Below are 23,948 nucleotides of genomic sequence, written 5' to 3'. Positions count from 1 at the left end.
GAGGGATGCAAATGAGAGTTATGTCACTAATACGCATTTGGTTTGCACTTATGGTATGCATTATTTTATGTGTAGGATTTTTTTTAACTCTAAAATATTCCACTATATCAAAAGCAGAGAGAAAAACTGCTCCATACAAACTTTTGTATACAAAACAAAGCAACATCCCTTATTCCAATTCCACAAATAATGAAAAAAGGGTTATAAAAGGAATGCTTATTACGAAAGCTTCTAGTTCCGAGGCGTTACTCCAAATTGCTGAAACGATTAAAAATCAGTATACAAATAAAAAAATCGATGAAATTACACTTTCTATCCACAATGAGAATAACGGTAATTACGAAGAAGAATTACCTTATGAACCTATAAGCAAAGGTAGAATAAGTGTCACATACGATTCCGAATCCTATGGCAGTACGAACATTATACTTAACGAATAATAGCTAATAAGGATAGATGAAAATCTCTATCATTTAAAGTTTCATTTTGTTTTTCATACAAAAAAGAGGCGAATTTCGTTATTCGCCTCTTTCTTTTACCAAAATGAAGGAATCCATTCTTTCACTTTATCAAGCCACTCTTGTTGCTCTTGTTTTCGTTGTTGTTCTTCTTCTTTCCTTCTCTTCTCTTCTTCTTTTCTTCGTTTTTCTTCTTCTATTGTAGTCAATTGTTTTTTATAATCAGCCTCAGAAATGAGCGATAACTGAAATGCTTTTTGAGCTGGATTTGCGTTCGCTTTTTTCATAATATCCCGGAACATTGTCGTCGTAATTTGACTACCACCCGGAACATAATGATCGCTATCGGTTTTATCATATCCTACCCAAATCGCACCTACCAAATCTGGTGTGTATCCAACAAACCATGAATCCTTTGCACCGGTGCTCGGGCCATTTACAATTTGAGTAGTTCCTGTCTTACCTGCCGTATCAACATTATTAACTTTTGCCTTTTCGCCCGTGCCCTTTTCGACAACACCTTTTAATAAATATGTCATTTTTTGAGAAACTTTCTCACTCGTCACTCGTGTCTCTTTCTTATACCACTTTCCAAGCGTTTCACCTTCAGCATTTTGTATCTCCCTAATTGCATGAGCTTCCACTTGGACTCCGTCATTTGCAAATGTACTGTATGCTTGAGCCATTACAAATGGAGATGTCCCCACATGCATACCGCCTAAAGCAATCGGATACGTACGATCTTCTGGCACTAATGGAATACCAAATCGCTCTAAAGATTTCAATCCTTTATCTAATCCAATTTGTTCTAATAGCCACACAGCTGAAACATTATACGACTTTGCTACGGCTTCATACATTGTCACATCACCGTGAAAAGTATGATCGCTATTTTGTGGTTTATATTCTTTAATGTTAAATGGTTCATCTTTTAATATATCGTATACTTCATATCCTTGTTCTAACGCTGGTACATATACAGCCAAAGGTTTTAACGTTGAGCCCGGTTGTCTTTTTAATTGGGTTGCATGGTTAAACTGTAAAAACTGATACGGCCCTCTGCCTCCAACTAAAGCTGGTATACCACCTGTTTTGGGATTCATAAGAACTACACCCGTTTGCATGAGTTGGTCTGAGCCACTATCTTTGAAATAACTATCATTATTCACAACGTCTTCTACGGCCTGTTGTTTTTTCGGGTCAAGCTCTGTATAAATACGATAACCACCTGCTAAAATTTCATTTTGTGTTAATTCGTACTTGTCCATCGCCTCTCTAACAATATAGTCTACATATTGAGAGTATTTTCCCTTGTATTTATCATCAACGCCACGTTTTAACACAAGTCCACTCTCTTTTTCTTTATTATACTGTTCGTCCGAAATATACCCTTGCTCTTTCATTAAACTTAATACGACATTACGTCTTTCAATTGACTTGTTAAAGTTTTTATAAGGTGAATACGCAGATGGTGCTTTAATCAAGCCCGCAATCGTTGCTGCTTCTGAAATTGTTAAATCTTTTACATCTTTATCAAAATAAGATTTAGCTGCTCTTTTTATACCCCAAGCACCTTCACCAAAATAAATTTGGTTCATATACATTTCAATGATTTCATCTTTCGTATACGTACGCTCTATTTTTTTTGTTAAAAAATATTCCTTAATTTTTCGAGAGTATGTGCGGTCTTGTGTCAGAAATACATTTTTCGCAAGTTGTTGTGTAATTGTACTTCCACCTGCTACAACTTCTCCTGCTGTAATATTTTTAAAAACTGCACTTATAATTCCACTATAGTAAATCCCGTGATGGTTAAAAAATTCCTTATCTTCTACTGCAACAATGGCCTGAACCATAATATCAGGAATATCTTTCTTTTTTACGCCTTCTGTTTTAGAAGAAGCTAATTTAGTCGCAACTTCATTGTTTGCATCATAAATTAAGGTCGGCTGCGGAACAGCTTGCTTTAATTCAGATATGTCTTGAATAGAAATTATTATATTTATAGCAATAAATAGAGTAGCGAGCAAACTTCCCAATACAATTAATGAATTACGAAGCTTCTTCCTCTTGTTGAACCACTCCTGCATTTTTTTTAAGTGAGTGTTCTTCAATTTCATTCGTTCACTTCCTTCGTTTGTTTACACTCTTCTTTTCAAAAGGAAGAATATACCTCCTTTTAAATTTATTATAATAACGTAGTCTTTCCTGTAGTGTAAAGCTTTTCTTTCACATTCATACTTTTTGCAAGAAAAGGACATTCTACAAGTAAGATATTCAATATTGATTATTAATATTATTAATACAACAATAAGAGTTATGTTAAGTTTTTGTAAACTTTTCGATAAAATGTTTTAAAAAACGACAGTTTTTTGTTAGAATTGACTAGCCAATATATTTTACATATATTACTTTTGTGGGGGTAACTAATAATGGTCTTTAAATCAAAAAAAGATAAATTTTCTGAAATGTTAATGAATGTTTCCGAAAATTTAAAAGAAGGCGCGCAGTTTTTCGTGGAGTATAAAATTAAAAATGCTAGCGATTTAAAAGAGTTTTCTATGCGCATGAAAGAGTATGAGTCAAAAGGTGACTCATTTATTCACGAAATCATTATGGAGCTAAACAAAGCGTTTATTACTCCTATTGAACGTGAGGACATCCTACAGCTTGCAATGAGTATGGATGATGTATTAGACGGATTAGATCATAGTGCTGGTCTATTCGAAATGTATTCTATTACAGAAGCTGATGAATACATGATTAAATTCGTAGAAGCAATTAATCAATGTGCGATTGAAATTGCAAACTCTGTTGAATTAATGTCTAACAAAAAATTAGTCGACATTCGTACAAATGCGATTAAGATTAAAGATTATGAATCACAATGTGATGATATTCGCCGTCACGCGATTAAGCACTTATTCTCTCGTGAAAAAGATCCAATTAAGATCATTCAATACAAAGAGATTTACGAAGAGCTTGAAGAAGTAGCGGATAGCTGCCAAAGCGTTGCAAACGTATTAGAAACAATTATTATGAAGAACGCGTAAGGAGTTTGATCATGGATACACTCTTGATACTGACCGTTTTAGTAGTCATTTGCGCTTTAGCTTTTGACTTTATTAATGGATTTCACGATACAGCAAACGCTATTGCAACGGCTGTTTCAACGAAAGCTCTAAAGCCTAGACATGCAATTATTATGGCAGCTATTATGAACTTTTTAGGTGCGATGACATTTACAGGTGTAGCAAAAACGATTACGAAAGATATCGTTGATCCGTTCGCTTTACAAAATGGTTCTCTTGTAATTTTAGCCGCTTTACTTGCGGCAATAGCATGGAATTTGATTACTTGGTACTACGGTATTCCAAGTAGTTCTTCGCATGCAATCATTGGCTCCATCGCAGGTGCAGCTATCGCTGCTGCTGGTTTTAGTTCATTAAACTTTAAAGGATTCATAAAAATTATTGAAGCTTTAATCATTTCACCAATTATCGCATTTGTTATTGGTTATATCGTATACAGTATTTTTAAAGTCGTCTTTAAAAACTTTAATTTAACGAAGACGAACAAAAACTTCCGTATATTCCAGATTTTCACTGCTGCATTACAAGCTTATACACATGGTACGAATGATGCGCAAAAAGCAATGGGAATTATTACAATGGCTCTTATGGCGAATAGTTATCATACTTCTAGCGACATCCCGTTCTGGGTACAATTATCTTGTGCCATTGCAATGGGTCTTGGTACTTCTGTCGGCGGATGGAAAATTATTAAAACTGTCGGTGGACAAATTATGAAAATTCGTCCTGTAAATGGTGTAGCTGCTGATTTATCATCATCTCTTGTTATTTTCGGGGCAACATTCATTCACTTACCAGTTAGTACGACGCACGTTATCTCCTCTTCTATTTTAGGGGTTGGTGCTTCTCATCGTGTAAAAGGTGTAAAATGGGGAACTGCAAAACGCATGTTGATTACTTGGGTTATTACACTTCCTATTTCAGCTTCATTAGCTGCTTTATTTTATTCTTTATTACACTTAATCTTTTAATTAAAAGTCGTCTTCCTTATTTTTCTAGGAAGACGACTTTTTTGTGAACAAAGCTTTTTCTCATGAAAAAGCGTGTATAATAATTGGTGGATAAGTTATATAGAGGAGTTGGCAATTTTGGAATACATCATGTTACTTTTCATCGGGCTAATCGCCGGGACAGTCGGGAGTCTAGTCGGACTTGGCGGCGGAATTATTATTGTTCCGTTATTAATCGGATTACATAGCCTGTCACCACAACTTGCAGTAGGAACTTCAATGGTAACAGTCGTTTTTACGGGACTATCTTCCACCCTTACTTATATGAAGCATAAACGAGTAGATTACAAAAGTGGACTTATTTTATTTATCGGGAGTGGCCCTGGTGGTATCATCGGCTCGTGGGCGAATAAATTTTTAAAACAAGATACATTTTCTTTATATTTTGGGATTTTTCTTATTTTTGTCTCCATTCTTCTTATGTTACGAGACAAATTAAAACCCCTTTCTTTATCAAATATGACTGTAATCAAGCGCTCTTTTACAGATAACGAAGGAAACACTGTACACTATCAATTCCCACCGCTTCTCGCTATCTTTATCGCCTTTATAGTTGGTTTTATATCTGGATTATTTGGAATTGGTGGCGGTGCTTTACTTGTTCCAGCAATGATGCTACTTTTTGCATTCCCAGCACATATTGCTGTAGCAACTTCGATGTTTATCGTATTTCTATCAGCAATTGTAAGTTCTGCAACTCACATCTCCCTTGGAAATGTCAGCTGGATTTACGCATTAATTCTTATTCCTGGTGCATGGATTGGTGGAAAAATCGGGGCATATATTAATACAAAATTAAGCGGTAACGCCGTAATTAATTTATTGCGTATCACATTAATTATTCTTGGGACTAGATTAATCATTACTTCTTTTTTATAACGCGTTCTTTTTAGAATGCGTTTTTTCTTATACACATGAATATAAAAATCCTCCTAAGAGAACAAATAAAATTAGACAAACACATAATAACATGTAATTGGAAATATGTACTTTCTTCACGTTGACCACTCCTATGACTGCGACTGTTATCTTTATGATAGCGAAAAAATAATTCAGTTGCAGTTACAAAGTGCTAACAATGCAAAATCATTTATTACAAATTTTATCCTTATATTTCATTTCTTTGTATATTCTATCGGTTTAATAAAAAAAGATGTCATATTGACATCTTTTTTAATGAAGAAGTGACCATCCCATAAAATCTTCATGTACTTGGCACGCCCTCTTATCGTTTCGATCATATAATTCAGCATAACTATCTGTTTCTTCATCATAAGCCATCGTATAAATAATTTGGCCGTCTACTTCAACGGATAACACGACTCCACCTTTCATCTCTTCTACATGAATGATGGCATTCGCTGGAATTCTCATATCCGTCATTTTTATCGCATCTAACAATATACTAAACCCCCTACAGCGTATTCATTGCTAGTACTATTACACACTAAATAGTATACTACTGTAATAGCATATATTTCGTCAATGAAATTGCTGTTGTAAAGTATATTATCTTTATACATATACGCTAACATAAAAGAAATAGAGATGTTTAAATGGGGGGCTAACATTGATTTTACACAAAGGAGATGTACTATTCCGTCAAGGTGAGGACGGTCCTTTATATTTTATAAAAACAGGTTTATTAAAAGTAGTAAGGTTAGAAGAAAATGGAACACCATTTCTATTCAATATTATCGTTCCAGGAGAAACGATACCTCACCATTCTTTAATTTCACCGAAGGAATATCACGGTACAGCAATCGCTTTAATGAAAACAGAAGTTGAACCTATAATGAGTAATGAATGGTATGATCAACTTCAAGCGGATCCTGCATCATATGCAAATATCGCTATGCAATTACAGTCAAAATTAAGAATGATGCAGCAACGTATCGACCAATTGACGACCGTCTCTCCGAAAGAACGCCTTCATCGCTTACAAGAATGGTTCACACTATATTTAGGTGACATTCCTATATATGAAATATTAACGCAAACTGAAATTGGTCAACTGATCGGTATACGCCGTGAAACAGTAAATCGACTATTACGAGAACAAATAAAAAACGAGGTAAAATAACACCTCGTTTTTTTTGCTTCTTAAAGCTCAATTTATTGTAAACTTGCTGCTGGACCGAAAAATTCATAATGAATATGTTCTTGTTTCACACCTAAATCAGTTAGTACAGCATTTATATGTTTCATAAATGGTATTGGACCACAGAAATAAAACTCTGCTTCAGTTGTCGGAATAATAGTTTGTAACCATTCTCTTTCAACAAAACCTTCTTTATCAAAGTTCTTCATTTCTAAATCTTTTTCAGTTGGTGCAGAATAACAAGTATATGCTTTAACTTGTTCATATTCATTATCTACTGCCTCAACGTGTTCTTTCATTGCATGTGTATTACTATTTATCGCTGCATGAACAAAACATACATTACGTTTTGAATCTTGTTCAATTAACGTATTTAGCATACTCATCATTGGTGTAATACCTACTCCACCACTAATTAAGACAACTGGTAAAGTTGAATCCATATTTAATACGAAATCTCCTGCTGGTGCACTTACTGGTAACATATCGCCTTCTTTTACATGTTCATGTAAGTAATTAGATACTTTACCATCCGGCGTATCTACACCTTTTTCTTTCTTGACACTAATACGATAATATTCTTTTCCAGGAGCATCTGATAAGCTATATTGACGATTATGTGTATATGTTTCACCTTCAATATTTATTTGAACCGTTACATATTGTCCTGGAATGAATGAAGAAACTTTCCCTCCATCTTCAGGTTTTAAATAAAATGACGTAATAACATCGCTTTCCTTCACTTTTTTAACAACTACAAAGTTACGGAAATCTTTCCATCCACCTTCTTTATGTGCCGCTTCTTCATACATCTCTGCTTCAATGCTAATGAATGCATCAGCAATGACACCATACGCTTCTCCCCATGCGTTTAATACTTCATCAGGTGCACCTGCGACCTCTTTAATTGCACGTAATAAACATGTACCTACAATCGGATAATGCTCTGCTTTAATACCTAAACTTCTATGCTTATGACCAATTTGTTTTACAACTGGAATAATAGCTTCTAAATTATCAATGTACGTTGCAGCTGCATAAACAGCATTCGCTAACGCTTGTTGTTGTCTTCCCTTTTTCTGATTTGTATGGTTGAAAATATTCAATAACTCCGGATGTTCCGAAAATAAAATTTCATAAAATCTCGTTGTAATTTCAACACCTTTTTCCTGTAATAATGGTACTGTTGACTTTACGATTTCAATTGTTTTTTCACTTAACATTGTATCCCACTCCTCTATTTCCTTAACTGTTTTTAGTTTAACTGAATTGTATAATACAGATTGTGATTTTAATCACTATTAACACGGTGTTTTTGTGAAAAATATATGAACATTGAACTTACAAAATAAAATAAGCCAACTAGAATGCTAGCTAGCTCGCTTATTATTTAGACTGTATCGCTTGTTCAATTACCCTTATATCTTTCCCATCTCCAACTTCTGTATACCCCCAGATGTTCGTTTCACCCCTATATTTATTTACAATAATGTCTAAGTCATGGTATACGCGATGTGCATACACTACATACTCAATATTTTGGAGCTCCACACCTTTTTTTACAATTTCATAGCTTCTATTTACATCACGTTTTATTTTTTCATTCTTTATGTCTGTATGTATATTTTTTAACGATGATTCTTGTTGTTGAAACCATTGTTTAAATTGGTTCCAGTCCCCTTCTGTATAATTCTCTGCTTTACCATAATTTAAGAAATTATTATAACTTTCATGTGTCATACGAATAAAATCTAGTACTTTTGTCTCTTCTTGCACATCTTCTATTTCAGCTGTTGTACTTATCTCAGCGGGCTTATTCGCATAATGTAATAATACTTTCATAAGACTATAGCTCGCAATGATCATTACGATAATAATCACGAATACATTTAACAATTTCTTCATATACAGAACTCCTTCTCTACTAAAGATATTACAATGTATGACTATACTTGTAACATTCTCTCGTAGAAATATAATTCCTGTATAAATTCTTCCTATCATTTCGACAATATTCTTTTATACATTTCTCGTTGGCAAATGTTCTTGTAAAACAATATATCCTTCATAAGCTACGTAGCCAAGTATAGCCATTAATCCGATATAACAAGCAAATACCGTCCATTTCGTTTTTGTATCCACTTTATAGTAGTTTTCCTGTTGTCTCTTTTCCGCATCCCATTCCTCTAATTTTCTTTCTGACATTTCAAATGCTTCTCTTATATGAATGGTATGTGTTTCTTTTTCATCTTCATACGGGACGTAATCCAGTGGCTCAAACTTCGGTAACAAATACTCTAACACTTCAATCTTTTGAAATTCTCCTGTTTTTAATTCTTTCTCTCTTTCTTTTTGCCTTAATACATTTATTTCATGTTGCATCATATATATATTTCGATGCACAGCACCAGTTTCTTTTAACTCCTCTTCAAGCCTTGCAACATATTCTTTCATTCCATCAATTTTATATCCTAATTCCTTAATTGGCTCATCTCTTTTTATTACTCTATACAATTCCATACAGCCGATAATAACAATAAATCCTCCCAAAATACTTTTAAAATAAATTGAATACCCAAGTAATAAAACAAGCCCCGCTCCCCAAATTTTCGTACTTACAACTGAAATAATCCGTCCCCCGTCTAACGGAGAAACCGGAATTAAATTAAAGAAATTAATCATACTTCCGAGTAAAATAATGAGCGCCCAAAACGGCTCTTTCGTTATCATATAAAGTGGAATAGCCGGTAAAAATGAAAGTAATCCGAAAAGAGGTCCCATATAGGCAATATATGCTTCATCTTTTGCATTTTTAGGCATCTCTTTCATCCCAATAAGAGCGCCCATAAATGGAATAAATATTGCTGGCGATGTTGGTATACCTTTTCTTTTCGCAGCCCATAAATGGCCCATTTCATGAATAAACAACAAATAAATGAGCGCTACCCCAAATTTCCAACCATATATAACCGCGTACGCACCAAGTGATAGAAACATACTAAATACCGTTGAAAACTTTGCTAATTTAAAAATTGCAAATACCCACTTTAACTTAGAAAGTAAAAATAGCCCTATTGCAACAAGAATTCCCCATAATCCTTTTTTATTATTTTTCATATTCCTCTCCTTTATCTTTCATTAATGAATCATATACATTCATCAAAGCTTGTTCTTTTCTCTATTATGACATATTTTTTTCTATTGTTAGAAATAATGTTTATATAATCCATTTTTAGCCAAAAATATAAATAAAAGGAGGTGTGCACAATTGAATTTACAATCTCTCATAATAGGCGCTCTATCGTTTTTAGCTTCAACTCTTATTTTTTATACCGTTAGTTACGTATTATTATTAGATTTGTTGCCCAATCACGTATTTATTGCCCTTATCATCCTTTCCGCTCTTATGATTTCTTTCCTTATTACACGAAAATCAATGAATGAGCCATCTGCAAAAGCAAAGTAATAGAGAGGGGCGTCCCCTCTCTATTATCATTTCCTAGGAAAGTACATATAAAATTGACAAATTTTTATTCACCCCAATCCGTAAGGACTAAATAAAGATTCACTTTACCTTTGTAAATTCATTTTTTCACCATACTCTTTAACAATTTGAATAATATTTTGAAAAACACCTATTTTTTCTTGTTTACTATTTAATATTTTTAAATCATAATTTTCATAATATGTTTCTAATGACTTTAATTGTGATTCTGAAGCACCTTGTACCGGAACAGTAGCATGCAATTCATACTGTTTATATCCTTCCTTTACCTTTTCTCCTAAGATTTTTTCACTCTCTTTTGCTCCAATTAATTTTTGAACTTTTTCTGGAAAAATAACCTGCAAATAGTATTTTTGTTCCTTCTCTAACTTGTTGTATAGTGATTGTGAAATCGTATACCGTACTGTATAATTCACTTTTTGATCGCCCGCTTTAATATGAAACGCGGTAATCTGCAAATCTTTTTTCGTTACTTCCGTTAAAGGACCTACTTGTATCTCATCTTCTTTTTGTTCTGATACATTTGGAAATATAGCCAAAAGCTTTTCTGTATCCTTTTTATTCAGCATATACATAGCTTTCTTATGTTGTATCCATCCTTTTCTGTCCTCTCCTCTTAGCCATGCATAATATGTTTCCTTTTTCCCACCTCTACTAATTTGTATTTCATATTCAGGTTCACCGAAGCTACCTGTTATTTCTTGTTTCTCAGCTTTATCTATAATGTCTATTACTACATTAGCTTCAGATTCCTGTAACTTTTTCTCTTTATCTTTTTTTTGTATAACGGTTACCTCTATTGTTTCTTTCACTTCATTCACCGTCTCTTCCACTTTTTTTGTTTCTTTTTTTTGCTCAACTTGACTACAAGATGCTAGTAACATAGCAAATAATAGCACTACATATTTCCTTCTCACCTTAATCCTCCTTTTACAATAAGAAACTCTTATAATCTTCATATAAAAAACAAAAACGTGACACACTATAAAATACGCTATACTAAGCATTGAAAGGAGGTCTTTTTCATGCCCATTAATTTTCACGATGCAAATAATAAATACACATACGCACAGCGAAACGCCCATATTTCTTGGAGAGAAATGATAAAAAATATTACAGACATACAAAACAAACGAATAATTGATATCGGCTGTGGTGGCGGGATTTATACGAAAGAACTTGCTCTTATGGGAGCAAAAAGTGTTGTTGGGCTTGATTTTTCAAAAGAAATATTACAAGCTGCAAAAGAAAACTGTAGTGGATTTTCAAATATTTCATTCATTCACGGTGATGCACATAGTACTCCATATCCTAACGATACATTCGACATTGTTATTTCGCGTGCGGTTATTCATCATTTGCAAGACATTCCTACATTTCTACGTGAAGCTTCTCGTATATTAAAGAAAAACGGTGTACTTATTGTACAAGACCGAACCATTGAAGATTGTACAATTCCTGGAAGCCCTGAACACATTCGTGGATATTTTTTCTCTATATTTCCGAAACTTATCGAAATAGAATCAAAAAGACGACCAAAAACCACCACGATACAACAAGAATTACAAAAATATTTTCTTCACGTGTTCCCCACTCAAACACAATGGGAAGTACGAAAAATACATGAGTCTGTCGAAGCATTATTGCAAGATTTATCCCCCCGAACAGGTCGATCCATTCTATACGAATTAACAGATTATGAACTTTCTCAACTTCTACAACAAGTACAGACTGCCTTACAAAACGTCTCTCCTATTATCGAAAGGGATCGGTGGACCATTTGGAGCGCCATGAAGTTGTAAGGAAGGAAGCCTCACAAAATAATGTGAGGCTTCCTCCTTTCATAATCTAATTTTGCAACACTCTTGATACCCTCCACTTCTGGCCTGTGCACTTCCACACTTCGGACATACTAAATATCTAGACTGATTTGTCAACAAACTACCTTTTTGAAAGAGTAAAACTTCTGCTTGTTTAAACGAACGCGAATAATATAACCACATAAAACCAATTATAGCAATAATGCCAAATAATACTCCCATCGCAAGCATTCCAGTCACCTCTTTTGGTTTGTTCTTTCCAGCAAGTGGATTGTTGTATTATTCTCTGTAAATTCAAATAATCCCTTCTTTACTCTTATAAATATCAACTTTCTCTATAATTTTTACAATTCTCCGCAAATTTTTACTTCTGTTTTACAATTCAATTTACATCAACTATTCATTTCAAAACAAATAACATTTCCGCATATATATTTTATTAAAAAATATATTGACTTTCTAAAAAAAAAATGTAACAATACTGTCAGAATACTTGAATAAAAATTCATTGACGAGAACGAGTACGTTATAGAACTGTTCCCCAGAGAGTTGGCGATTTGCTGAAAGCCAACGTTCAGTGCGTAGCCGAAAATCATCTCCGAGAAGTAGAACCGAATGTTATAGTAAGTTCTTACCGGCTGTCCCCCGTTACAAGGAACACGTATCATGTTGTACGTTGCAAAGCCGTATACATATAGAATTATTTCTACATGTATAAATTAGGGTGGTATCGCGGGTAAATATAACTCGTCCCTTTCTTTAGGGACGAGTTTTTTGTGTTCTTACAAATGAATTTTAAAAAAGGAGGAAAAACAATGAACACTGTATCAAAAAAACATATTTTTTTCACGGGTCTTATGCTATTTTCTTTATTTTTTGGGGCAGGTAATTTAATTTTCCCTCCCATGCTTGGACAAAATGCAGGTGAAAACTTTTGGCCGGCAATGATTGGATTTTTACTAACAGGAGTCGGTTTACCACTACTAACAGTTATCGCAATTTCTTTATCAGGAAATGGTATGCAACAACTTGCAAGTCATGTTCACCCATTATTCGGAATATTCTTTACGGTAGTTGTATACATCGCCATTGGCCCTTCTATGGGTATTCCACGCGTTGCAAATGTCGCTTATGAAATGGGCGCTAGTTCTTTTTTACCAGAAACGATTCGCTCTAGCAACCTCGTACTTTTTGTATATACAATCATCTTCTTTGCTATCGTATATTGGCTGAGTTTGAATCCATCTAAACTTGTAGATCGTATTGGAAATATATTAACACCTATTTTATTACTCTCTATTTTCTTATTGTTTGTTAAAAGTGTCTTTACACCACTTGGACAATCAGGGCCTGCAATGCAAGAGTATCAAACTTCTCCGATTTTCAAAGGCTTTATGGAAGGATACTTAACGATGGATACCATTTCAGCACTTGCATTTGGAATTATCGTTGTAAATACCATTCGCTCTAAAGGTGTAAAGGATCGTAAATCCATTGCCATCGCAACAGCCAAAGCTGGACTTATTGCTGCTACTGGCCTCGTACTTGTATATGGTGCGCTTGGCTGGCTCGGTGCAACTAGCGTCTCGCTCGGATATGCAAAGAATGGTGGACAATTACTTACTGTGATCGTACAACAATTATTCGGTCCATATGGTCTACTTTTATTATCTCTTATCGTTACACTCGCTTGCTTAACAACATGTGTTGGACTTGTATCTGCATGTAGTCAATATTTCTCGACATTATTGACTAAATTTTCATACAAAACGTTCGCAAGTATCATTTGTGTATTGGGATTATTAGTTGCCAACTTAGGTTTAACAAAAATCATTTCCATCTCTGTTCCAATTCTACTTGTTGTATATCCAGTTGCGATTGTACTTGTTCTACTATCGTTACTTCATAAATATTTTGGTGGATATCGCTCTGTTTATGTAGGTGCTTTAATTGGAGCTGCAATTGTAAGCGTATTTGATGGATTAAAACAAGGTGGTATTTCAGTTTCATTTATCACATCATATTTTGAATTTATCCCTTTATATAATGAAGGAATAGGTTGGCTAGTACCTGCATTAGCCGGAGCTCTTATTGGCCTTGCAATCGCTAAGCTAAGTGGCGCGAAAAAAGTTCCCTTACTAACCGAATCTCGTGAAGTAAAAGCATCCTAAAAAAACTCCCAAAAGGGAGTTTTTTACTTTTGATAAGCAGTATGATTAAAACTGCTTATTTTATACGCTTTCGTATAATAGTCAATATTTGTATCCACTGTTTCTACTTTGACAACATCGTAGCACTCTTCTTGCTTTATTAAAAATAAATAGTACTCTTCTGTCGCCTCAACAATTGCAATTTTATCTGTTTCAACATTATATTGTTCACAAAGCGCTTGTAATGCATTCACATAATCCCCTAATTTTTTTGATTTATCCATGCCAAATATCGTTTGAACTAGCATATACATTCTCCCCTTTGTATGTACTGTTAACAACTAAATGATAACGCTTACATTTATTAGCGTCAATAAAAAGATTTTGTACAAACTAATAACCAGTGGGGACCACCCCACTGGTTAAAATTTCACTTTCTCATTTCGTCAATTGATGTCGAAACGCATAAATAACTGCCTGTGTCCGGTCACTTACATTTAGCTTATTTAATATATTGCTCACATGTGTCTTTACTGTTTTGAGGGCAATAAACAACTCGTCTGCAATCTCTTGATTACTTTTCCCCTCTGCAATTAATAACAAAATTTCAGACTCTCTTTCTGTTAACTCCTCATGCAAAGGTTGTTCTTTCTTCTGACGCATACGAGACATCATTTTACCAGTAACTTTCGGCTCTAATACCGTTTCTCCATCATAAGTAGCTCGTACAGCGTCTGCTATATCACTCGCTCTTGATGTTTTTAATAAATAACTTGTCGCTCCGGCCTCAATAACAGGATACAATTTCTCATCATCTAAAAAGCTCGTTACAACTACAATTTTTGCTTCTGGCCATTCTTGAATAATAGCACGTGTTGCTTCAACACCATCCATCTCATCCATGACAAGGTCCATCAAAATAATATCCGGCCTTAATTGCAAAGCTAACTCTGAACCTTTTCTTCCATTTTCAGCTTCTCCAACTACTTCAATATCTGGCTGCGTTGATAAATATGCTGATACACCCATTCGAACCATTTCATGATCATCCACTAGTAATACTTTAATCATGATTCTCCCCCTCTCTCAATCATAATCGGTACTTTTACTTCTATTTGTGTACCTTTATTTGGAAAACTAAGTACCTTTAATGTCCCACCAATTTCATGAACACGCTCTTGTATTGACCTTAATCCGTAAGAACCAGCCTTATTCACTCCTACTTTAAAACCTACACCATCATCAATAATTTTCAATATTGCATATTGATCAATTTTTCGAAGACGCACTTCCGTTTTCTTTGCCTTCGCATGACGTAAAGTGTTAGATAGCGCCTCTTGTACAATGCGGAATAAGTGATCTTCTACACCTTTTTTTAATTGAATCGGTTCAATTAACCATTCAATTTTCATATGTTGCTTTCTAGATAGTTCTGTTAATAATTCTTCTATACCTTCTGTTAGTTTCTTACCTTCTAACTGTACTGGGCGTAAATGAAGAAGCAATGCTCTCATTTCTGACTGTGCATTTACAACCATATTTTCAACGAGCTGTAACTGCTTTTTCGTCGTTTCTGGAAATTCAGCTACTTGTTCATTAATAGCCGACATCATCATCGACATTGCAAAAAGCTGCTGACTTACAGAATCATGCAGCTCCCTCGCCAATCGATGCCTTTCTTGGGAAATCGCTTCTTGTCTCATCTCTTCATTCCAATGAGCTCGTTCATTCGTTACTTTTTGAAAGAGTCCAGCTTGCTCCTCTAATCGACGAGCCAGACCGATTACTTTTCGTTCCACTTCATGAAATTCATCATCTGCAGTAAACGAAACATCGCTTGGAAAATTCCCTCGCTCCACTTCAAATAGAAACGTATTTAACCCTTGTATACGCTGCTCTATATAGTAACCGATTGCATATCCTACAATTCCCCCGATAAGTAAACTTGTAGTCATAATAAACAAGCCAATTGGAACAGAAGCGATGGATTCCTTCCATAATAAATCATATACTTGTTGCTCACTTTTCCATACATATACAATTGTACAAATGAGTGCGATACTAACTGAGGACAACATAGAATAACGAATATACATCCACGAAATATTTTTTTGTTTCTTCATTATACTTTCCTCACTTCCGTATCGCCTACGACAAGCGAAGAAATAATTTTAATACGACGAGGTGCCTCTTTATACTGCTCTGTTCTAAATGTAACATTGCGGTTAAACCCTGTCTCCTCATGACCTGGCAAGAGCACACGTCCGACAATAACAGAATGATTTAAAGACAGTTCAATATCATATGGCACATATAAACGAATATTACCAACGACACCCCGAATAACAATTACCGTTTCTCCTTCTGGAATCATGGCAGTTGTTAAATCTATTTCCACATCACAAGCACCATATTGAACATTTATATCCTCAAGTTCATAAATATGATCCATCATTCGTACATTGCCTACAAACATATTTTTCAAATATGGTTCTGTACGATATATTTGCTTCTCTTCGTCTATAATCCCTTTTTCTTTAATTTCAACCTTCATTGCCTTTTGCTTATGTCCTTGTTGAATCAATTGATAACCAATTAAAGCTAAACAAGCAAATACGACAAGAACAAATGCTGCTGATGAAAATAAGAAGAATAAAAATACGATACCACCAATAAATAAAAATACATTTCCCCGTACATAACGATTCTTTTTACGATAATGTCTTCCAAACATAAGCATAATAAATGCAAAAATGAGACCACCTGGTTCAAAATGTCCAAGTATCATATCAAGAAAAAGACCGAATCCAAATATGATGAGGAGCATCCCCATTAATTGTGTCTTTGAAAAATGTTTCTTCATTTCAGCTCCCCCCTTCTTGTCACATATACATAGAAGAAAAGGCATTGCTTTCCAACACCTTTTCTCCTATCACTATATCATAAGCCTGTTTTATAATATACTACTATTATTTTGTTAACTCTTTCGTTAACGATACATCATTCTTTTCTTTCATTTCACGCTCAAGCTTTGCAATCTTCATATCAAATGTATCACGTTCATGCTCCTCGTTCATACGAGTTTCTAAGTCGCGAATATGATCTTCAATTTCTTCAAAGCGTAAGAATGGATTATTTTCATCCATTTTATGCATCGCAGTATTCATACGACGATTTGCATGTGCCATATTTTCACGTGCCATTAATTCCATACGTTTTGCGTGCATTTCTTTTAATTTATTTTTCATTTCAGAAAGACGACGCTCTAACTCATCAATTTGTTCTACAACACCTGTATACATTTCTTCTAATCGAGTTACTTGCCCTTCATAATAAGCTACTTCTTCTAATGCACGCTCATGTAGTTGTAATTCGCCTGCTTCTTGAGCGATGATCGCTTGCTTAGATCTTTTATTCACGAAATAACGTGCTTGCTCAAGCTCACGAGCAAAGTTAGATTTTAATGTTTTATGACGCTGAATTAACTTCTCAATTTTTGTTATTTCACGCTCACTATCACGTAAATATTGATTTAACATAGCAATTGGATTTTTTCTTTCTTTCTCATCTAACACATTATGAAAATCTGCTAAAATTGCATCGCGTACACGTCCGAATAAAGATTGTTTCATTATAATCTTCCTCTCTTCTACTTTATAAATTTGATTGATTTTATATTAGTTTTTCATTAACTTGTTCCACTCATCTTCAAAGTTGCTATATGGTTTAGAACTTTCTGGAGCAGAATCAACAACTACATCTTTTTCTTTTTTCCACTCACGGTATCCGTAGTATAAAACTACTAATGCTGCAATACCAATTAATGCTGGGGAATGAGAAAGGGCGATGGACAAGCCGATCAAACCAACAATACCCCAAGCTAACTTTCCAAAAAATGATTGTGCTCGCACAAATGATTTATAGCTCCAGTACACAACTCCTGCTCCGATTGCGAATCCTACAATACCAGCAAGACTACCAAGAGCAATTAAAGCTAAAATACCAGCCGCGATAAACGCTAGAAATTGTTTCATCTTGTGCTTGCCTCCCTTCGATTTGATACTCTTATCTTAACTATTTTTTCTTTTTTCCATAACGAGCTTAAGAACCGTTTTTAACTCAGACTTAAGACCGAGTTGCATTCAGCCTTTTGTAAAAACATACGGTAGCATGGGATCATTCACTCTTTTCCCGCACATAAAAAGCCGTACAGAGAACATTCTCTGTACGGCTTTCGTTACTTTTCATACACTTCATTTTCATTATGCTGTTTTATGATACTCTTTCTTTTCCGCTACTTTAGAAAACCTCGGGAAACCAATTAATATAGAAATGATTCCACATACTCCAACTAAGATTGGATAAAACGCATATGGTAACAGTTCAATTGGAGATAACGCCGCAAATCCTGCTGCTGTTAACATTTGCGCACCATACGGAATTAACCCTTGCACACAGCACGAGAAAAGATCTAATACACTCGCTGATTTACGAGGATCAATTTCATATTGATCTGCAATGTTTTTCGCAAGCGGACCTGTAAAGATAATAGAAATGGTATTATTCGCTGTACACATATTCGTCATACCTACTAAACCAGCTATACCGAACTCTGCTCCTTTTTTTGAACGAATGTTACGCGTTAAAATATTCATTAAATATTGAATGCCACCATTATATTGAATCAATTCGACCATACCGCCAATTAAAATAGCGAGTAATACTAACTCCATCATACCGCCCATTCCAGTCGTTACACTTTTAAAGAAACTCTCTAACGTATAACTTCCATCTAAAAGACCGATAACCCCAGATAGTACAGTTCCACCAGTTAACACGATAAGTACATTCCAACCAAGTAGCGCTGTAATAAGTACTCCTGCATACGGTAAAATCTTTATCCAGTCAAAGCTATGCGTTTTAATCTGCGTATCACTTCCTAAAGTAATGATTACTAATAGTACGATTGTAATAATAGCCGCTGGTAATACAATTAAAAAGTTCGTTTTAAACTTATCTTTCATTTCTGTTCCTTGTGAACGTACAGCTGCGATTGTTGTATCTGAAATAAATGATAAATTATCACCAAACATCGCTCCGCCAACAACAGTAGCCATCGTAAGTGCAATTGAGATATCAGTTTGCCCACTAATACCTACAGCAATTGGTGCTAATGCAGCAATTGTTCCCATTGAAGTTCCCATCGCTAATGAAATAAATGCTCCTATAACGAAAATGCCAGCTACGATAAATCCTTGTGGTAAAATTGATAACGCTAAGTTAACTGTAGAATCAACGCCACCCATCCCTTTTGCTGTTTCAGAAAATGCTCCTGCCAGTACAAAAATTAGAACCATAATCATAATGTCTGGGTTCCCTGCACCTTTAGCAAATCGTTCCACTTTTACATGAAAACTTTCTTTACGATTCATTGCTAAAGCGACTCCTACAGCAATTGAAATTGCTACAAGTATCGGCAATTTATAGAAATCACCTGTAATAATTCCAGAACCAATAAATAGCGCCAAAAATATCCCAAGTGGTAATAATGCCAAACCATTTCCTCTCGTTTCTTTCAAAGTACCATCTCTCCCTAGTTTCAACCTTTTTCTAATGAATAACAAAAGACCTCTTCCAACGAGAAGAGGTCTTATACATCTATAAGAAACGCTCTTCTCATCTTTCAAGCATATGCTTGCTGGATTTGGCACAGCACTCTGAAATCGAGTCCGCTGCCGAGGCATCGTAGGGCCAGTCCCTCCGCCTCTCTTTATAAGAAGGTTTCATATTTATTTTTTAATAATAATTTCTTCCCTAACTTTACTCGCTTACAAAACAAAAGTCAATTATTTTTTGTATAGATTTTTTTGGTAATTATACAAAAATTTGAATACAATAATCATTTTAACTTTTTGATTTCTTCTTCCAATATTGAAATCCAATAAAATTCATTATTTTTTATTGCAGCTATAATCCACTTTGTAGTGTACCAAGCTAACTCATACTCTTCTTTTGTAACATCACCACTTTTATAAGCATCCTCTAACTCATCTTCATCCAATACATAGATTTTACCATTCGGTAATAATACTACATCTAAATATAAATCATCAAAATACGGTAAACCACGCTCGTCTATTTCATAGTCTTTCGCCACATCGATATAATATTGCACTAATTCCTTTTGATCATCTAACATAGCGGTAATCGCAAAGTTTTTCTTGTCTATGAAATATTGAATCCACGTATACTGATTGCCAGCAATACATAGCTCTTTACCGTCATATTCTTTACAACTAGGTTCTCTCACCTTTTTTATTTCCAGTATTCCTAGCATTCCTTCTTCTATTTGCTTAACCGTATAATCCTTCTCTAGTAGTCGCTCCCACGAAGAACCGTCACCATATTTACGTTTCATTACGTCTGCTCCCCTTCTATATAGAAAAGCCCCCACATATTATGTGAGAGCTTGTTCAAATTATAATTACGCTGCTTGCTTATTAGAAATTTCTTTCAAGTAGGCTTGTCCTTTTTCAGCGTCATATTGACCTTCCCATTTAGACATAACTACAGCTGCTAAAGAGTTACCTACAACGTTAACTGCTGTACGAGCCATATCTAGAATACGGTCAATACCTGCAATAAACGCTAAACCTTCAGGTGGAATACCTACTGTACCAAGTGTCGCTAATAATACAACGAACGATACGCCTGGTACACCTGCGATACCTTTTGATGTAACCATTAATACAAGCAATAATGTAATTTGTTGTGTAATGGATAAATCAATACCGTACATTTGCGCTAAGAAAATAGCCGCAATTGCTTGATATAAAGTTGATCCATCTAAGTTAAATGAATAACCTGTCGGAATAACGAAAGATGTAATTGCTTTCGGACAACCGAACTTCTCCATCTTCTCCATGATTTTCGGTAAAACTGTTTCTGAACTCGCTGTAGAATATGCTAAGATCAGCTCGTCTTTTAAAATCTTAAAGAATTGGAAAATGTTAATTCCAAATATTTTCGCTGTAAGTCCTAAGACAACTACAACGAAGAAAATCATTGCCCCGTATACTACAATTAATAATTTCCCTAATGGAATTAACGAAGCAAGACCAAATGTAGAAACTGTAACTCCAATTAGTGCAAACACACCAAATGGTGCAAATTTCATAACTTGATTTGTTACGTAAAACATCGTATCAGCTACACCTTGGAAAAATTGAAGAACCGGTCTTCCTCTTTCACCAATTGCTGCTACACCTAAACCAAATAATACAGAGAAGAAGATAATAGCAAGCATATCTCCGTCAGCTAATGACTTTACAATGTTTGTTGGAACAATATTTACAAATGTATCTGCAAACGAATGACTTTGTACTTGCTCTGTCGTATGTGTATATTTCGAAATATCTGTCTTTGTTAACTGCTCCATATTTACGCCTTTTCCTGGTTGGAAAATATTCGCAATTAATAGACCGACAATAATTGCAATTGTTGTAATAATTTCAAAGTAAATAATTGTTTTTCCGCCTAGTCGACCTAATTTTTTAACATCGCCAACACCAGCAACCCCAACAACAATACTTGCTACAACAATCGGTACTACAATCATTTTAATTAGTCGGATGAAAATATCACCAATTGGTTGTAAGTAACTCACCACTGCTGGATTGCCAAAGAAAATCGCACCAACCGCAATACCAAGCACAAGTCCTATTAATATTTGCCATGCAAGTCCTATTCTTTTCATATTTGTTGTAACCCCCTCTTCGATGTGTCACTCTACCTCTCATTCTATATCTATAAAACTTGAAATTAAGAGTATTACATATTATTCGACAATTCACTACATTTTGTCCCTGTTAAAAATCATAAATCAAAATTTAAAATCTGACAACAAAATAAGTTTGCCTGAACGCAAATAATTTTCTTGACAAAAACAAAACCCATGTCAGAAAACCTAACATGAGAACGATTCCTTACTAGTATTTTATTGAGTTTCCAAATTAAATTTCACTACATAAAATAGACCTATTTATTCCTTTATTTAACAAAACGTAATCCAGAACACACCTTTGTTACACAAATTAAGAAAGAGAATCACCATTACAATTACCGTAAAAAAATGATAAATTCCGACAAAACTTAGTAATTTTATAAAATTTTCTTTACATTATGGTTACAACGATAGACACTCTTCTTCTTATGATATATAACATTCATAGGGAAAGGAGCCAGACAACCATGAAAAAGAAATTTGTAGCGTTCAGCGTTTTAGCAGCAGGAACGATTTTTGCTTCCCCGTTACTTTCACCCGCATACGCTGAAACGAATCAAGATAAATTATCTAATATTCAATCTGAATTAGAAGGAAAACAAAATGACTTACAAAATAAATCAGCCGAGAAAGAACAAATAGAAAAAGAAATTCAAGAATTACAAAAGAAAATCGACGATTTAACTACTTCTATTAATAAAAACGAAGCTGAATTAAACGATACAAAAAAAGAAATTAGTAAGACACAACAAGTAATTACTGAAAAAAAGAAACATATAGAGCAATTACAAACAAACATAGATACGCGTCAGGAAGTTATTAAGCAACGACTGCAATCTATGCAAGAAAAACCTCGCACAAATATCATTACGGAAGTATTAACAAATTCTGCAAACATTGCTGATCTTGTTGATAATATGTACTCTGTCAGTTTAATTTTAAATAATGATACTGATATTGTGAAAAAACAAACAAATGACCAAGATGCTGTGACGAAAGAAAAAGAGGCTGTTGAGAAAAAAGAGCAACAACTGAAAGAATCCGAGCAAAAATTAGAACAAAAACAACAAGAATTACAAAACAACCAACAACAGCAACAAACTCTTATTAGCGATCTACATACGAAAGTAGCAAAAGTAGATTCAGAGATTGAAGGATTAGAAGAATCTAAAGGCATTTTAGAAAATCAGCGTCAAGCTATTCAAAAGGCAATTGAAGAAGAAAAACGCGCAGAAGAAGCTCGTAAAGCTGAGGAAGCTCGCAAGGCGGAAGAAGCTCGTAAACAAGCTGCTACATCTGCTCAAACAGCTCAAGCGGCCCCAACACCACACGATACAAACATCGGAGGATTTATTAAACCAGCAGCTGGATCAAAAACTTCTGGTTTTGGCGTACGCTCTATAGATAACCATAAAGGAATCGATATTGCTGCTTCAGGAACTGTTCCAATTATTGCCGCTGCAGATGGCGTTGTTATTCGCTCAGAATTATCATCTAGTTACGGAAATGTTGTGTACTTATCTCACCGTATTAACGGAAAAACATATACAACAGTATATGCTCATATGAGTAGCCGTTCTGTATCAAATGGACAAACTGTAAAACAAGGAACTCAACTTGGATTTATGGGGAATACTGGCCAATCATACGGACAACATTTACACTTCGAACTTCATCTGGGAGAATGGAATGTCGGCAAGACAAACGCAGTTGATCCATCTCCTTATATCGGATTATAAAAAAAACTCGGTGCATACCGAGTTCTTTTATTTCCACTTCACACACTATAGGCATTCTACATAGACTATAACTAAATGCCTATAGTTTACGGGGTGAATTATATGAATACACAATTACAGCAAGAAATACAAGAAGCTAGAGAGACTTTTATTGGCCGGATATTTACATTTGGTGGCTCAGTTTTATTTTTAATCGGATCATTCCTCGCAGTCATCACAGCCTACAAAGCATATAATCGCTTACTAAATACACCTACAACATAATAAAAAGACGGAGAAATCTCCGTCTT

General features: G+C 34.7%; 26 protein-coding genes, 1 riboswitch and 1 other annotated feature. Of the genes, 10 read left to right on the top strand and 16 right to left on the bottom strand.

Annotated elements, in window-relative coordinates:
• The first annotated feature begins 11 nt into the window (after nucleotides 1-11).
• On the top strand, nucleotides 12-440 hold the full coding sequence (locus tag EGX95_RS06125) for a hypothetical protein (RefSeq protein ID WP_001265566.1): 429 nt from the start codon (nucleotides 12-14) through the stop codon (nucleotides 438-440).
• 95 nt (nucleotides 441-535) lie between these two features.
• On the opposite strand, the gene EGX95_RS06120 is transcribed toward EGX95_RS06125, so the two are convergent.
• Nucleotides 536-2,578, bottom strand: a complete 2,043-nt coding sequence (locus EGX95_RS06120) for a transglycosylase domain-containing protein (RefSeq protein WP_000769281.1) — start codon at nucleotides 2,576-2,578, stop codon at nucleotides 536-538.
• A 312-nt stretch (nucleotides 2,579-2,890) separates the two neighbouring features.
• Here EGX95_RS06120 and EGX95_RS06115 point away from each other — a divergent pair, with 312 nt between their 5' ends.
• The 3 genes from EGX95_RS06115 (at nucleotide 2,891) to EGX95_RS06105 (ending at nucleotide 5,439) form a co-directional block, all read left to right on the top strand.
• Nucleotides 2,891-3,511 (top strand): DUF47 domain-containing protein, encoded by a 621-nt coding sequence (locus tag EGX95_RS06115; protein WP_000231448.1) that lies wholly within the window; start codon nucleotides 2,891-2,893, stop codon nucleotides 3,509-3,511.
• A gap of 11 nt (nucleotides 3,512-3,522) precedes the next feature.
• A complete protein-coding gene (locus EGX95_RS06110; protein ID WP_000380271.1) occupies nucleotides 3,523-4,521 on the top strand; it encodes an inorganic phosphate transporter in 999 nt (332 codons plus the stop codon).
• A 117-nt stretch (nucleotides 4,522-4,638) separates the two neighbouring features.
• Nucleotides 4,639-5,439 (top strand): sulfite exporter TauE/SafE family protein, encoded by an 801-nt coding sequence (locus EGX95_RS06105; protein ID WP_000455755.1) that lies wholly within the window; start codon nucleotides 4,639-4,641, stop codon nucleotides 5,437-5,439.
• Nucleotides 5,440-5,733: 294 nt separating this feature from the next.
• Here EGX95_RS06105 and EGX95_RS06100 read toward each other — a convergent pair whose 3' ends face one another.
• Nucleotides 5,734-5,961, bottom strand: coding sequence for a hypothetical protein (locus EGX95_RS06100; protein ID WP_000882907.1), 228 nt, complete (start codon nucleotides 5,959-5,961; stop codon nucleotides 5,734-5,736).
• A 169-nt stretch (nucleotides 5,962-6,130) separates the two neighbouring features.
• Here EGX95_RS06100 and EGX95_RS06095 point away from each other — a divergent pair, with 169 nt between their 5' ends.
• Nucleotides 6,131-6,643 (top strand): Crp/Fnr family transcriptional regulator, encoded by a 513-nt coding sequence (locus EGX95_RS06095; protein WP_000600590.1) that lies wholly within the window; start codon nucleotides 6,131-6,133, stop codon nucleotides 6,641-6,643.
• Between the two features lie 32 nt (nucleotides 6,644-6,675).
• Here the strand turns inward: EGX95_RS06095 and hmpA are convergent, their stop codons facing one another.
• The 3 genes from hmpA to EGX95_RS06080 all read right to left on the bottom strand — a co-directional run bounded on the left by hmpA (nucleotide 6,676) and on the right by EGX95_RS06080 (nucleotide 9,778).
• The gene (hmpA, locus tag EGX95_RS06090; protein ID WP_000947712.1) at nucleotides 6,676-7,884 is read right to left on the bottom strand and encodes an NO-inducible flavohemoprotein; all 1,209 of its coding nucleotides are present in this window, start codon (nucleotides 7,882-7,884) and stop codon (nucleotides 6,676-6,678) included.
• 163 nt (nucleotides 7,885-8,047) lie between these two features.
• Entirely contained in the window at nucleotides 8,048-8,566 is a 519-nt protein-coding gene (locus EGX95_RS06085) for a hypothetical protein (protein WP_000735215.1), read from the bottom strand.
• A 114-nt stretch (nucleotides 8,567-8,680) separates the two neighbouring features.
• The gene (locus EGX95_RS06080) at nucleotides 8,681-9,778 is read right to left on the bottom strand and encodes a site-2 protease family protein (protein ID WP_000794508.1); all 1,098 of its coding nucleotides are present in this window, start codon (nucleotides 9,776-9,778) and stop codon (nucleotides 8,681-8,683) included.
• Between the two features lie 151 nt (nucleotides 9,779-9,929).
• Here EGX95_RS06080 and EGX95_RS06075 point away from each other — a divergent pair, with 151 nt between their 5' ends.
• Nucleotides 9,930-10,127 (top strand): hypothetical protein, encoded by a 198-nt coding sequence (locus EGX95_RS06075; protein ID WP_001053353.1) that lies wholly within the window; start codon nucleotides 9,930-9,932, stop codon nucleotides 10,125-10,127.
• A 104-nt stretch (nucleotides 10,128-10,231) separates the two neighbouring features.
• On the opposite strand, the gene EGX95_RS06070 is transcribed toward EGX95_RS06075, so the two are convergent.
• Complete coding sequence (locus EGX95_RS06070) at nucleotides 10,232-11,083, bottom strand: YhfM domain-containing protein (RefSeq protein ID WP_001253243.1); 852 nt, start codon at nucleotides 11,081-11,083, stop codon at nucleotides 10,232-10,234.
• Between the two features lie 108 nt (nucleotides 11,084-11,191).
• Here EGX95_RS06070 and EGX95_RS06065 point away from each other — a divergent pair, with 108 nt between their 5' ends.
• Complete coding sequence (locus EGX95_RS06065; RefSeq protein ID WP_001122122.1) at nucleotides 11,192-11,968, top strand: class I SAM-dependent methyltransferase; 777 nt, start codon at nucleotides 11,192-11,194, stop codon at nucleotides 11,966-11,968.
• Between the two features lie 39 nt (nucleotides 11,969-12,007).
• Here the strand turns inward: EGX95_RS06065 and EGX95_RS06060 are convergent, their stop codons facing one another.
• The gene (locus EGX95_RS06060) at nucleotides 12,008-12,217 is read right to left on the bottom strand and encodes a hypothetical protein (protein WP_000880630.1); all 210 of its coding nucleotides are present in this window, start codon (nucleotides 12,215-12,217) and stop codon (nucleotides 12,008-12,010) included.
• A gap of 268 nt (nucleotides 12,218-12,485) precedes the next feature.
• Nucleotides 12,486-12,744 (top strand) — a binding site (T-box leader).
• A gap of 57 nt (nucleotides 12,745-12,801) precedes the next feature.
• On the opposite strand from EGX95_RS06060, the gene brnQ3 reads away from it, so the two are divergent.
• The gene (gene brnQ3, locus EGX95_RS06055; RefSeq protein WP_001099146.1) at nucleotides 12,802-14,157 is read left to right on the top strand and encodes a branched-chain amino acid transport system II carrier protein BrnQ3; all 1,356 of its coding nucleotides are present in this window, start codon (nucleotides 12,802-12,804) and stop codon (nucleotides 14,155-14,157) included.
• A 23-nt stretch (nucleotides 14,158-14,180) separates the two neighbouring features.
• On the opposite strand, the gene EGX95_RS06050 is transcribed toward brnQ3, so the two are convergent.
• From EGX95_RS06050 to gltP, 9 genes are all read right to left on the bottom strand, one after another.
• A complete protein-coding gene (locus EGX95_RS06050; protein WP_001997062.1) occupies nucleotides 14,181-14,450 on the bottom strand; it encodes a DUF3992 domain-containing protein in 270 nt (89 codons plus the stop codon).
• A 124-nt stretch (nucleotides 14,451-14,574) separates the two neighbouring features.
• Nucleotides 14,575-15,207 carry a response regulator gene (locus EGX95_RS06045; protein WP_000598709.1) on the bottom strand — a complete coding sequence of 211 codons (633 nt, stop codon included), beginning with the start codon at nucleotides 15,205-15,207 and terminating at the stop codon, nucleotides 14,575-14,577.
• Nucleotides 15,204-16,259 (bottom strand): sensor histidine kinase, encoded by a 1,056-nt coding sequence (locus tag EGX95_RS06040; RefSeq protein WP_000744320.1) that lies wholly within the window; start codon nucleotides 16,257-16,259, stop codon nucleotides 15,204-15,206. The genes EGX95_RS06045 and EGX95_RS06040 overlap by 4 nt, the downstream gene beginning before the upstream one ends.
• Nucleotides 16,259-16,999, bottom strand: a complete 741-nt coding sequence (gene liaF / locus EGX95_RS06035) for a cell wall-active antibiotics response protein LiaF (RefSeq protein WP_000716087.1) — start codon at nucleotides 16,997-16,999, stop codon at nucleotides 16,259-16,261. Before liaF ends, EGX95_RS06040 begins: the two co-directional genes overlap by 1 nt.
• A 106-nt stretch (nucleotides 17,000-17,105) precedes the next feature.
• Complete coding sequence (locus EGX95_RS06030) at nucleotides 17,106-17,768, bottom strand: PspA/IM30 family protein (protein WP_000814144.1); 663 nt, start codon at nucleotides 17,766-17,768, stop codon at nucleotides 17,106-17,108.
• Nucleotides 17,769-17,813: 45 nt separating this feature from the next.
• Nucleotides 17,814-18,170: a lmo0954 family membrane protein gene (locus EGX95_RS06025; protein WP_000808648.1), complete on the bottom strand. Its 357-nt coding sequence runs from the start codon at nucleotides 18,168-18,170 to the stop codon at nucleotides 17,814-17,816.
• 228 nt (nucleotides 18,171-18,398) lie between these two features.
• Nucleotides 18,399-19,715 (bottom strand): Na+/H+ antiporter NhaC family protein, encoded by a 1,317-nt coding sequence (locus EGX95_RS06020; protein WP_000665478.1) that lies wholly within the window; start codon nucleotides 19,713-19,715, stop codon nucleotides 18,399-18,401.
• A gap of 94 nt (nucleotides 19,716-19,809) precedes the next feature.
• Nucleotides 19,810-19,915: riboswitch (SAM riboswitch) on the bottom strand.
• Between the two features lie 120 nt (nucleotides 19,916-20,035).
• The gene (locus EGX95_RS06015; RefSeq protein ID WP_000824633.1) at nucleotides 20,036-20,554 is read right to left on the bottom strand and encodes a ribonuclease FAU-1 family protein; all 519 of its coding nucleotides are present in this window, start codon (nucleotides 20,552-20,554) and stop codon (nucleotides 20,036-20,038) included.
• Nucleotides 20,555-20,620: 66 nt separating this feature from the next.
• Nucleotides 20,621-21,892, bottom strand: a complete 1,272-nt coding sequence (gene gltP, locus EGX95_RS06010; RefSeq protein WP_123805469.1) for a glutamate/aspartate:proton symporter GltP — start codon at nucleotides 21,890-21,892, stop codon at nucleotides 20,621-20,623.
• 494 nt (nucleotides 21,893-22,386) lie between these two features.
• Between gltP and EGX95_RS06005 the strand changes: the two genes are divergently transcribed.
• Both EGX95_RS06005 and EGX95_RS30260 read left to right on the top strand, forming a co-directional pair.
• On the top strand, nucleotides 22,387-23,658 hold the full coding sequence (locus EGX95_RS06005) for a murein hydrolase activator EnvC family protein (protein ID WP_000726429.1): 1,272 nt from the start codon (nucleotides 22,387-22,389) through the stop codon (nucleotides 23,656-23,658).
• 102 nt (nucleotides 23,659-23,760) lie between these two features.
• Nucleotides 23,761-23,922: a hypothetical protein gene (locus EGX95_RS30260; protein ID WP_001095993.1), complete on the top strand. Its 162-nt coding sequence runs from the start codon at nucleotides 23,761-23,763 to the stop codon at nucleotides 23,920-23,922.
• Nucleotides 23,923-23,948 lie beyond the last annotated feature (26 nt).

Source organism: Bacillus sp. FDAARGOS_527, assembly GCF_003812125.1.
GTDB classification, from domain to species: Bacteria; Bacillota; Bacilli; order Bacillales; family Bacillaceae_G; genus Bacillus_A; species Bacillus_A paranthracis.
The sequence above is the reverse complement of the archived record's forward strand: the minus strand, read 5'-3'. Positions and strand labels throughout refer to the sequence as shown.

What these genes read in the sequence shown, in the direction of transcription:
- EGX95_RS06125 (WP_001265566.1), top strand. Translation starts at nt 12, where the DNA reads ATGAGAGTTATGTCACTAATACGCATTTGGTTTGCACTTATGGTATGC.
- EGX95_RS06120 (WP_000769281.1), bottom strand. Translation starts at nt 2,578, where the DNA reads ATGAAATTGAAGAACACTCACTTAAAAAAAATGCAGGAGTGGTTCAAC.
- EGX95_RS06115 (WP_000231448.1), top strand. Translation starts at nt 2,891, where the DNA reads ATGGTCTTTAAATCAAAAAAAGATAAATTTTCTGAAATGTTAATGAAT.
- EGX95_RS06110 (WP_000380271.1), top strand. Translation starts at nt 3,523, where the DNA reads ATGGATACACTCTTGATACTGACCGTTTTAGTAGTCATTTGCGCTTTA.
- hmpA (WP_000947712.1), bottom strand. Translation starts at nt 7,884, where the DNA reads ATGTTAAGTGAAAAAACAATTGAAATCGTAAAGTCAACAGTACCATTA.
- EGX95_RS06085 (WP_000735215.1), bottom strand. Translation starts at nt 8,566, where the DNA reads ATGAAGAAATTGTTAAATGTATTCGTGATTATTATCGTAATGATCATT.
- EGX95_RS06080 (WP_000794508.1), bottom strand. Translation starts at nt 9,778, where the DNA reads ATGAAAAATAATAAAAAAGGATTATGGGGAATTCTTGTTGCAATAGGG.
- EGX95_RS06065 (WP_001122122.1), top strand. Translation starts at nt 11,192, where the DNA reads ATGCCCATTAATTTTCACGATGCAAATAATAAATACACATACGCACAG.
- EGX95_RS06060 (WP_000880630.1), bottom strand. Translation starts at nt 12,217, where the DNA reads ATGCTTGCGATGGGAGTATTATTTGGCATTATTGCTATAATTGGTTTT.
- brnQ3 (WP_001099146.1), top strand. Translation starts at nt 12,802, where the DNA reads ATGAACACTGTATCAAAAAAACATATTTTTTTCACGGGTCTTATGCTA.
- EGX95_RS06050 (WP_001997062.1), bottom strand. Translation starts at nt 14,450, where the DNA reads ATGTATATGCTAGTTCAAACGATATTTGGCATGGATAAATCAAAAAAA.
- EGX95_RS06045 (WP_000598709.1), bottom strand. Translation starts at nt 15,207, where the DNA reads ATGATTAAAGTATTACTAGTGGATGATCATGAAATGGTTCGAATGGGT.
- EGX95_RS06040 (WP_000744320.1), bottom strand. Translation starts at nt 16,259, where the DNA reads ATGAAGAAACAAAAAAATATTTCGTGGATGTATATTCGTTATTCTATG.
- liaF (WP_000716087.1), bottom strand. Translation starts at nt 16,999, where the DNA reads ATGAAGAAACATTTTTCAAAGACACAATTAATGGGGATGCTCCTCATC.
- EGX95_RS06030 (WP_000814144.1), bottom strand. Translation starts at nt 17,768, where the DNA reads ATGAAACAATCTTTATTCGGACGTGTACGCGATGCAATTTTAGCAGAT.
- EGX95_RS06025 (WP_000808648.1), bottom strand. Translation starts at nt 18,170, where the DNA reads ATGAAACAATTTCTAGCGTTTATCGCGGCTGGTATTTTAGCTTTAATT.
- EGX95_RS06015 (WP_000824633.1), bottom strand. Translation starts at nt 20,554, where the DNA reads ATGAAACGTAAATATGGTGACGGTTCTTCGTGGGAGCGACTACTAGAG.
- gltP (WP_123805469.1), bottom strand. Translation starts at nt 21,892, where the DNA reads ATGAAAAGAATAGGACTTGCATGGCAAATATTAATAGGACTTGTGCTT.
- EGX95_RS06005 (WP_000726429.1), top strand. Translation starts at nt 22,387, where the DNA reads ATGAAAAAGAAATTTGTAGCGTTCAGCGTTTTAGCAGCAGGAACGATT.
- EGX95_RS30260 (WP_001095993.1), top strand. Translation starts at nt 23,761, where the DNA reads ATGAATACACAATTACAGCAAGAAATACAAGAAGCTAGAGAGACTTTT.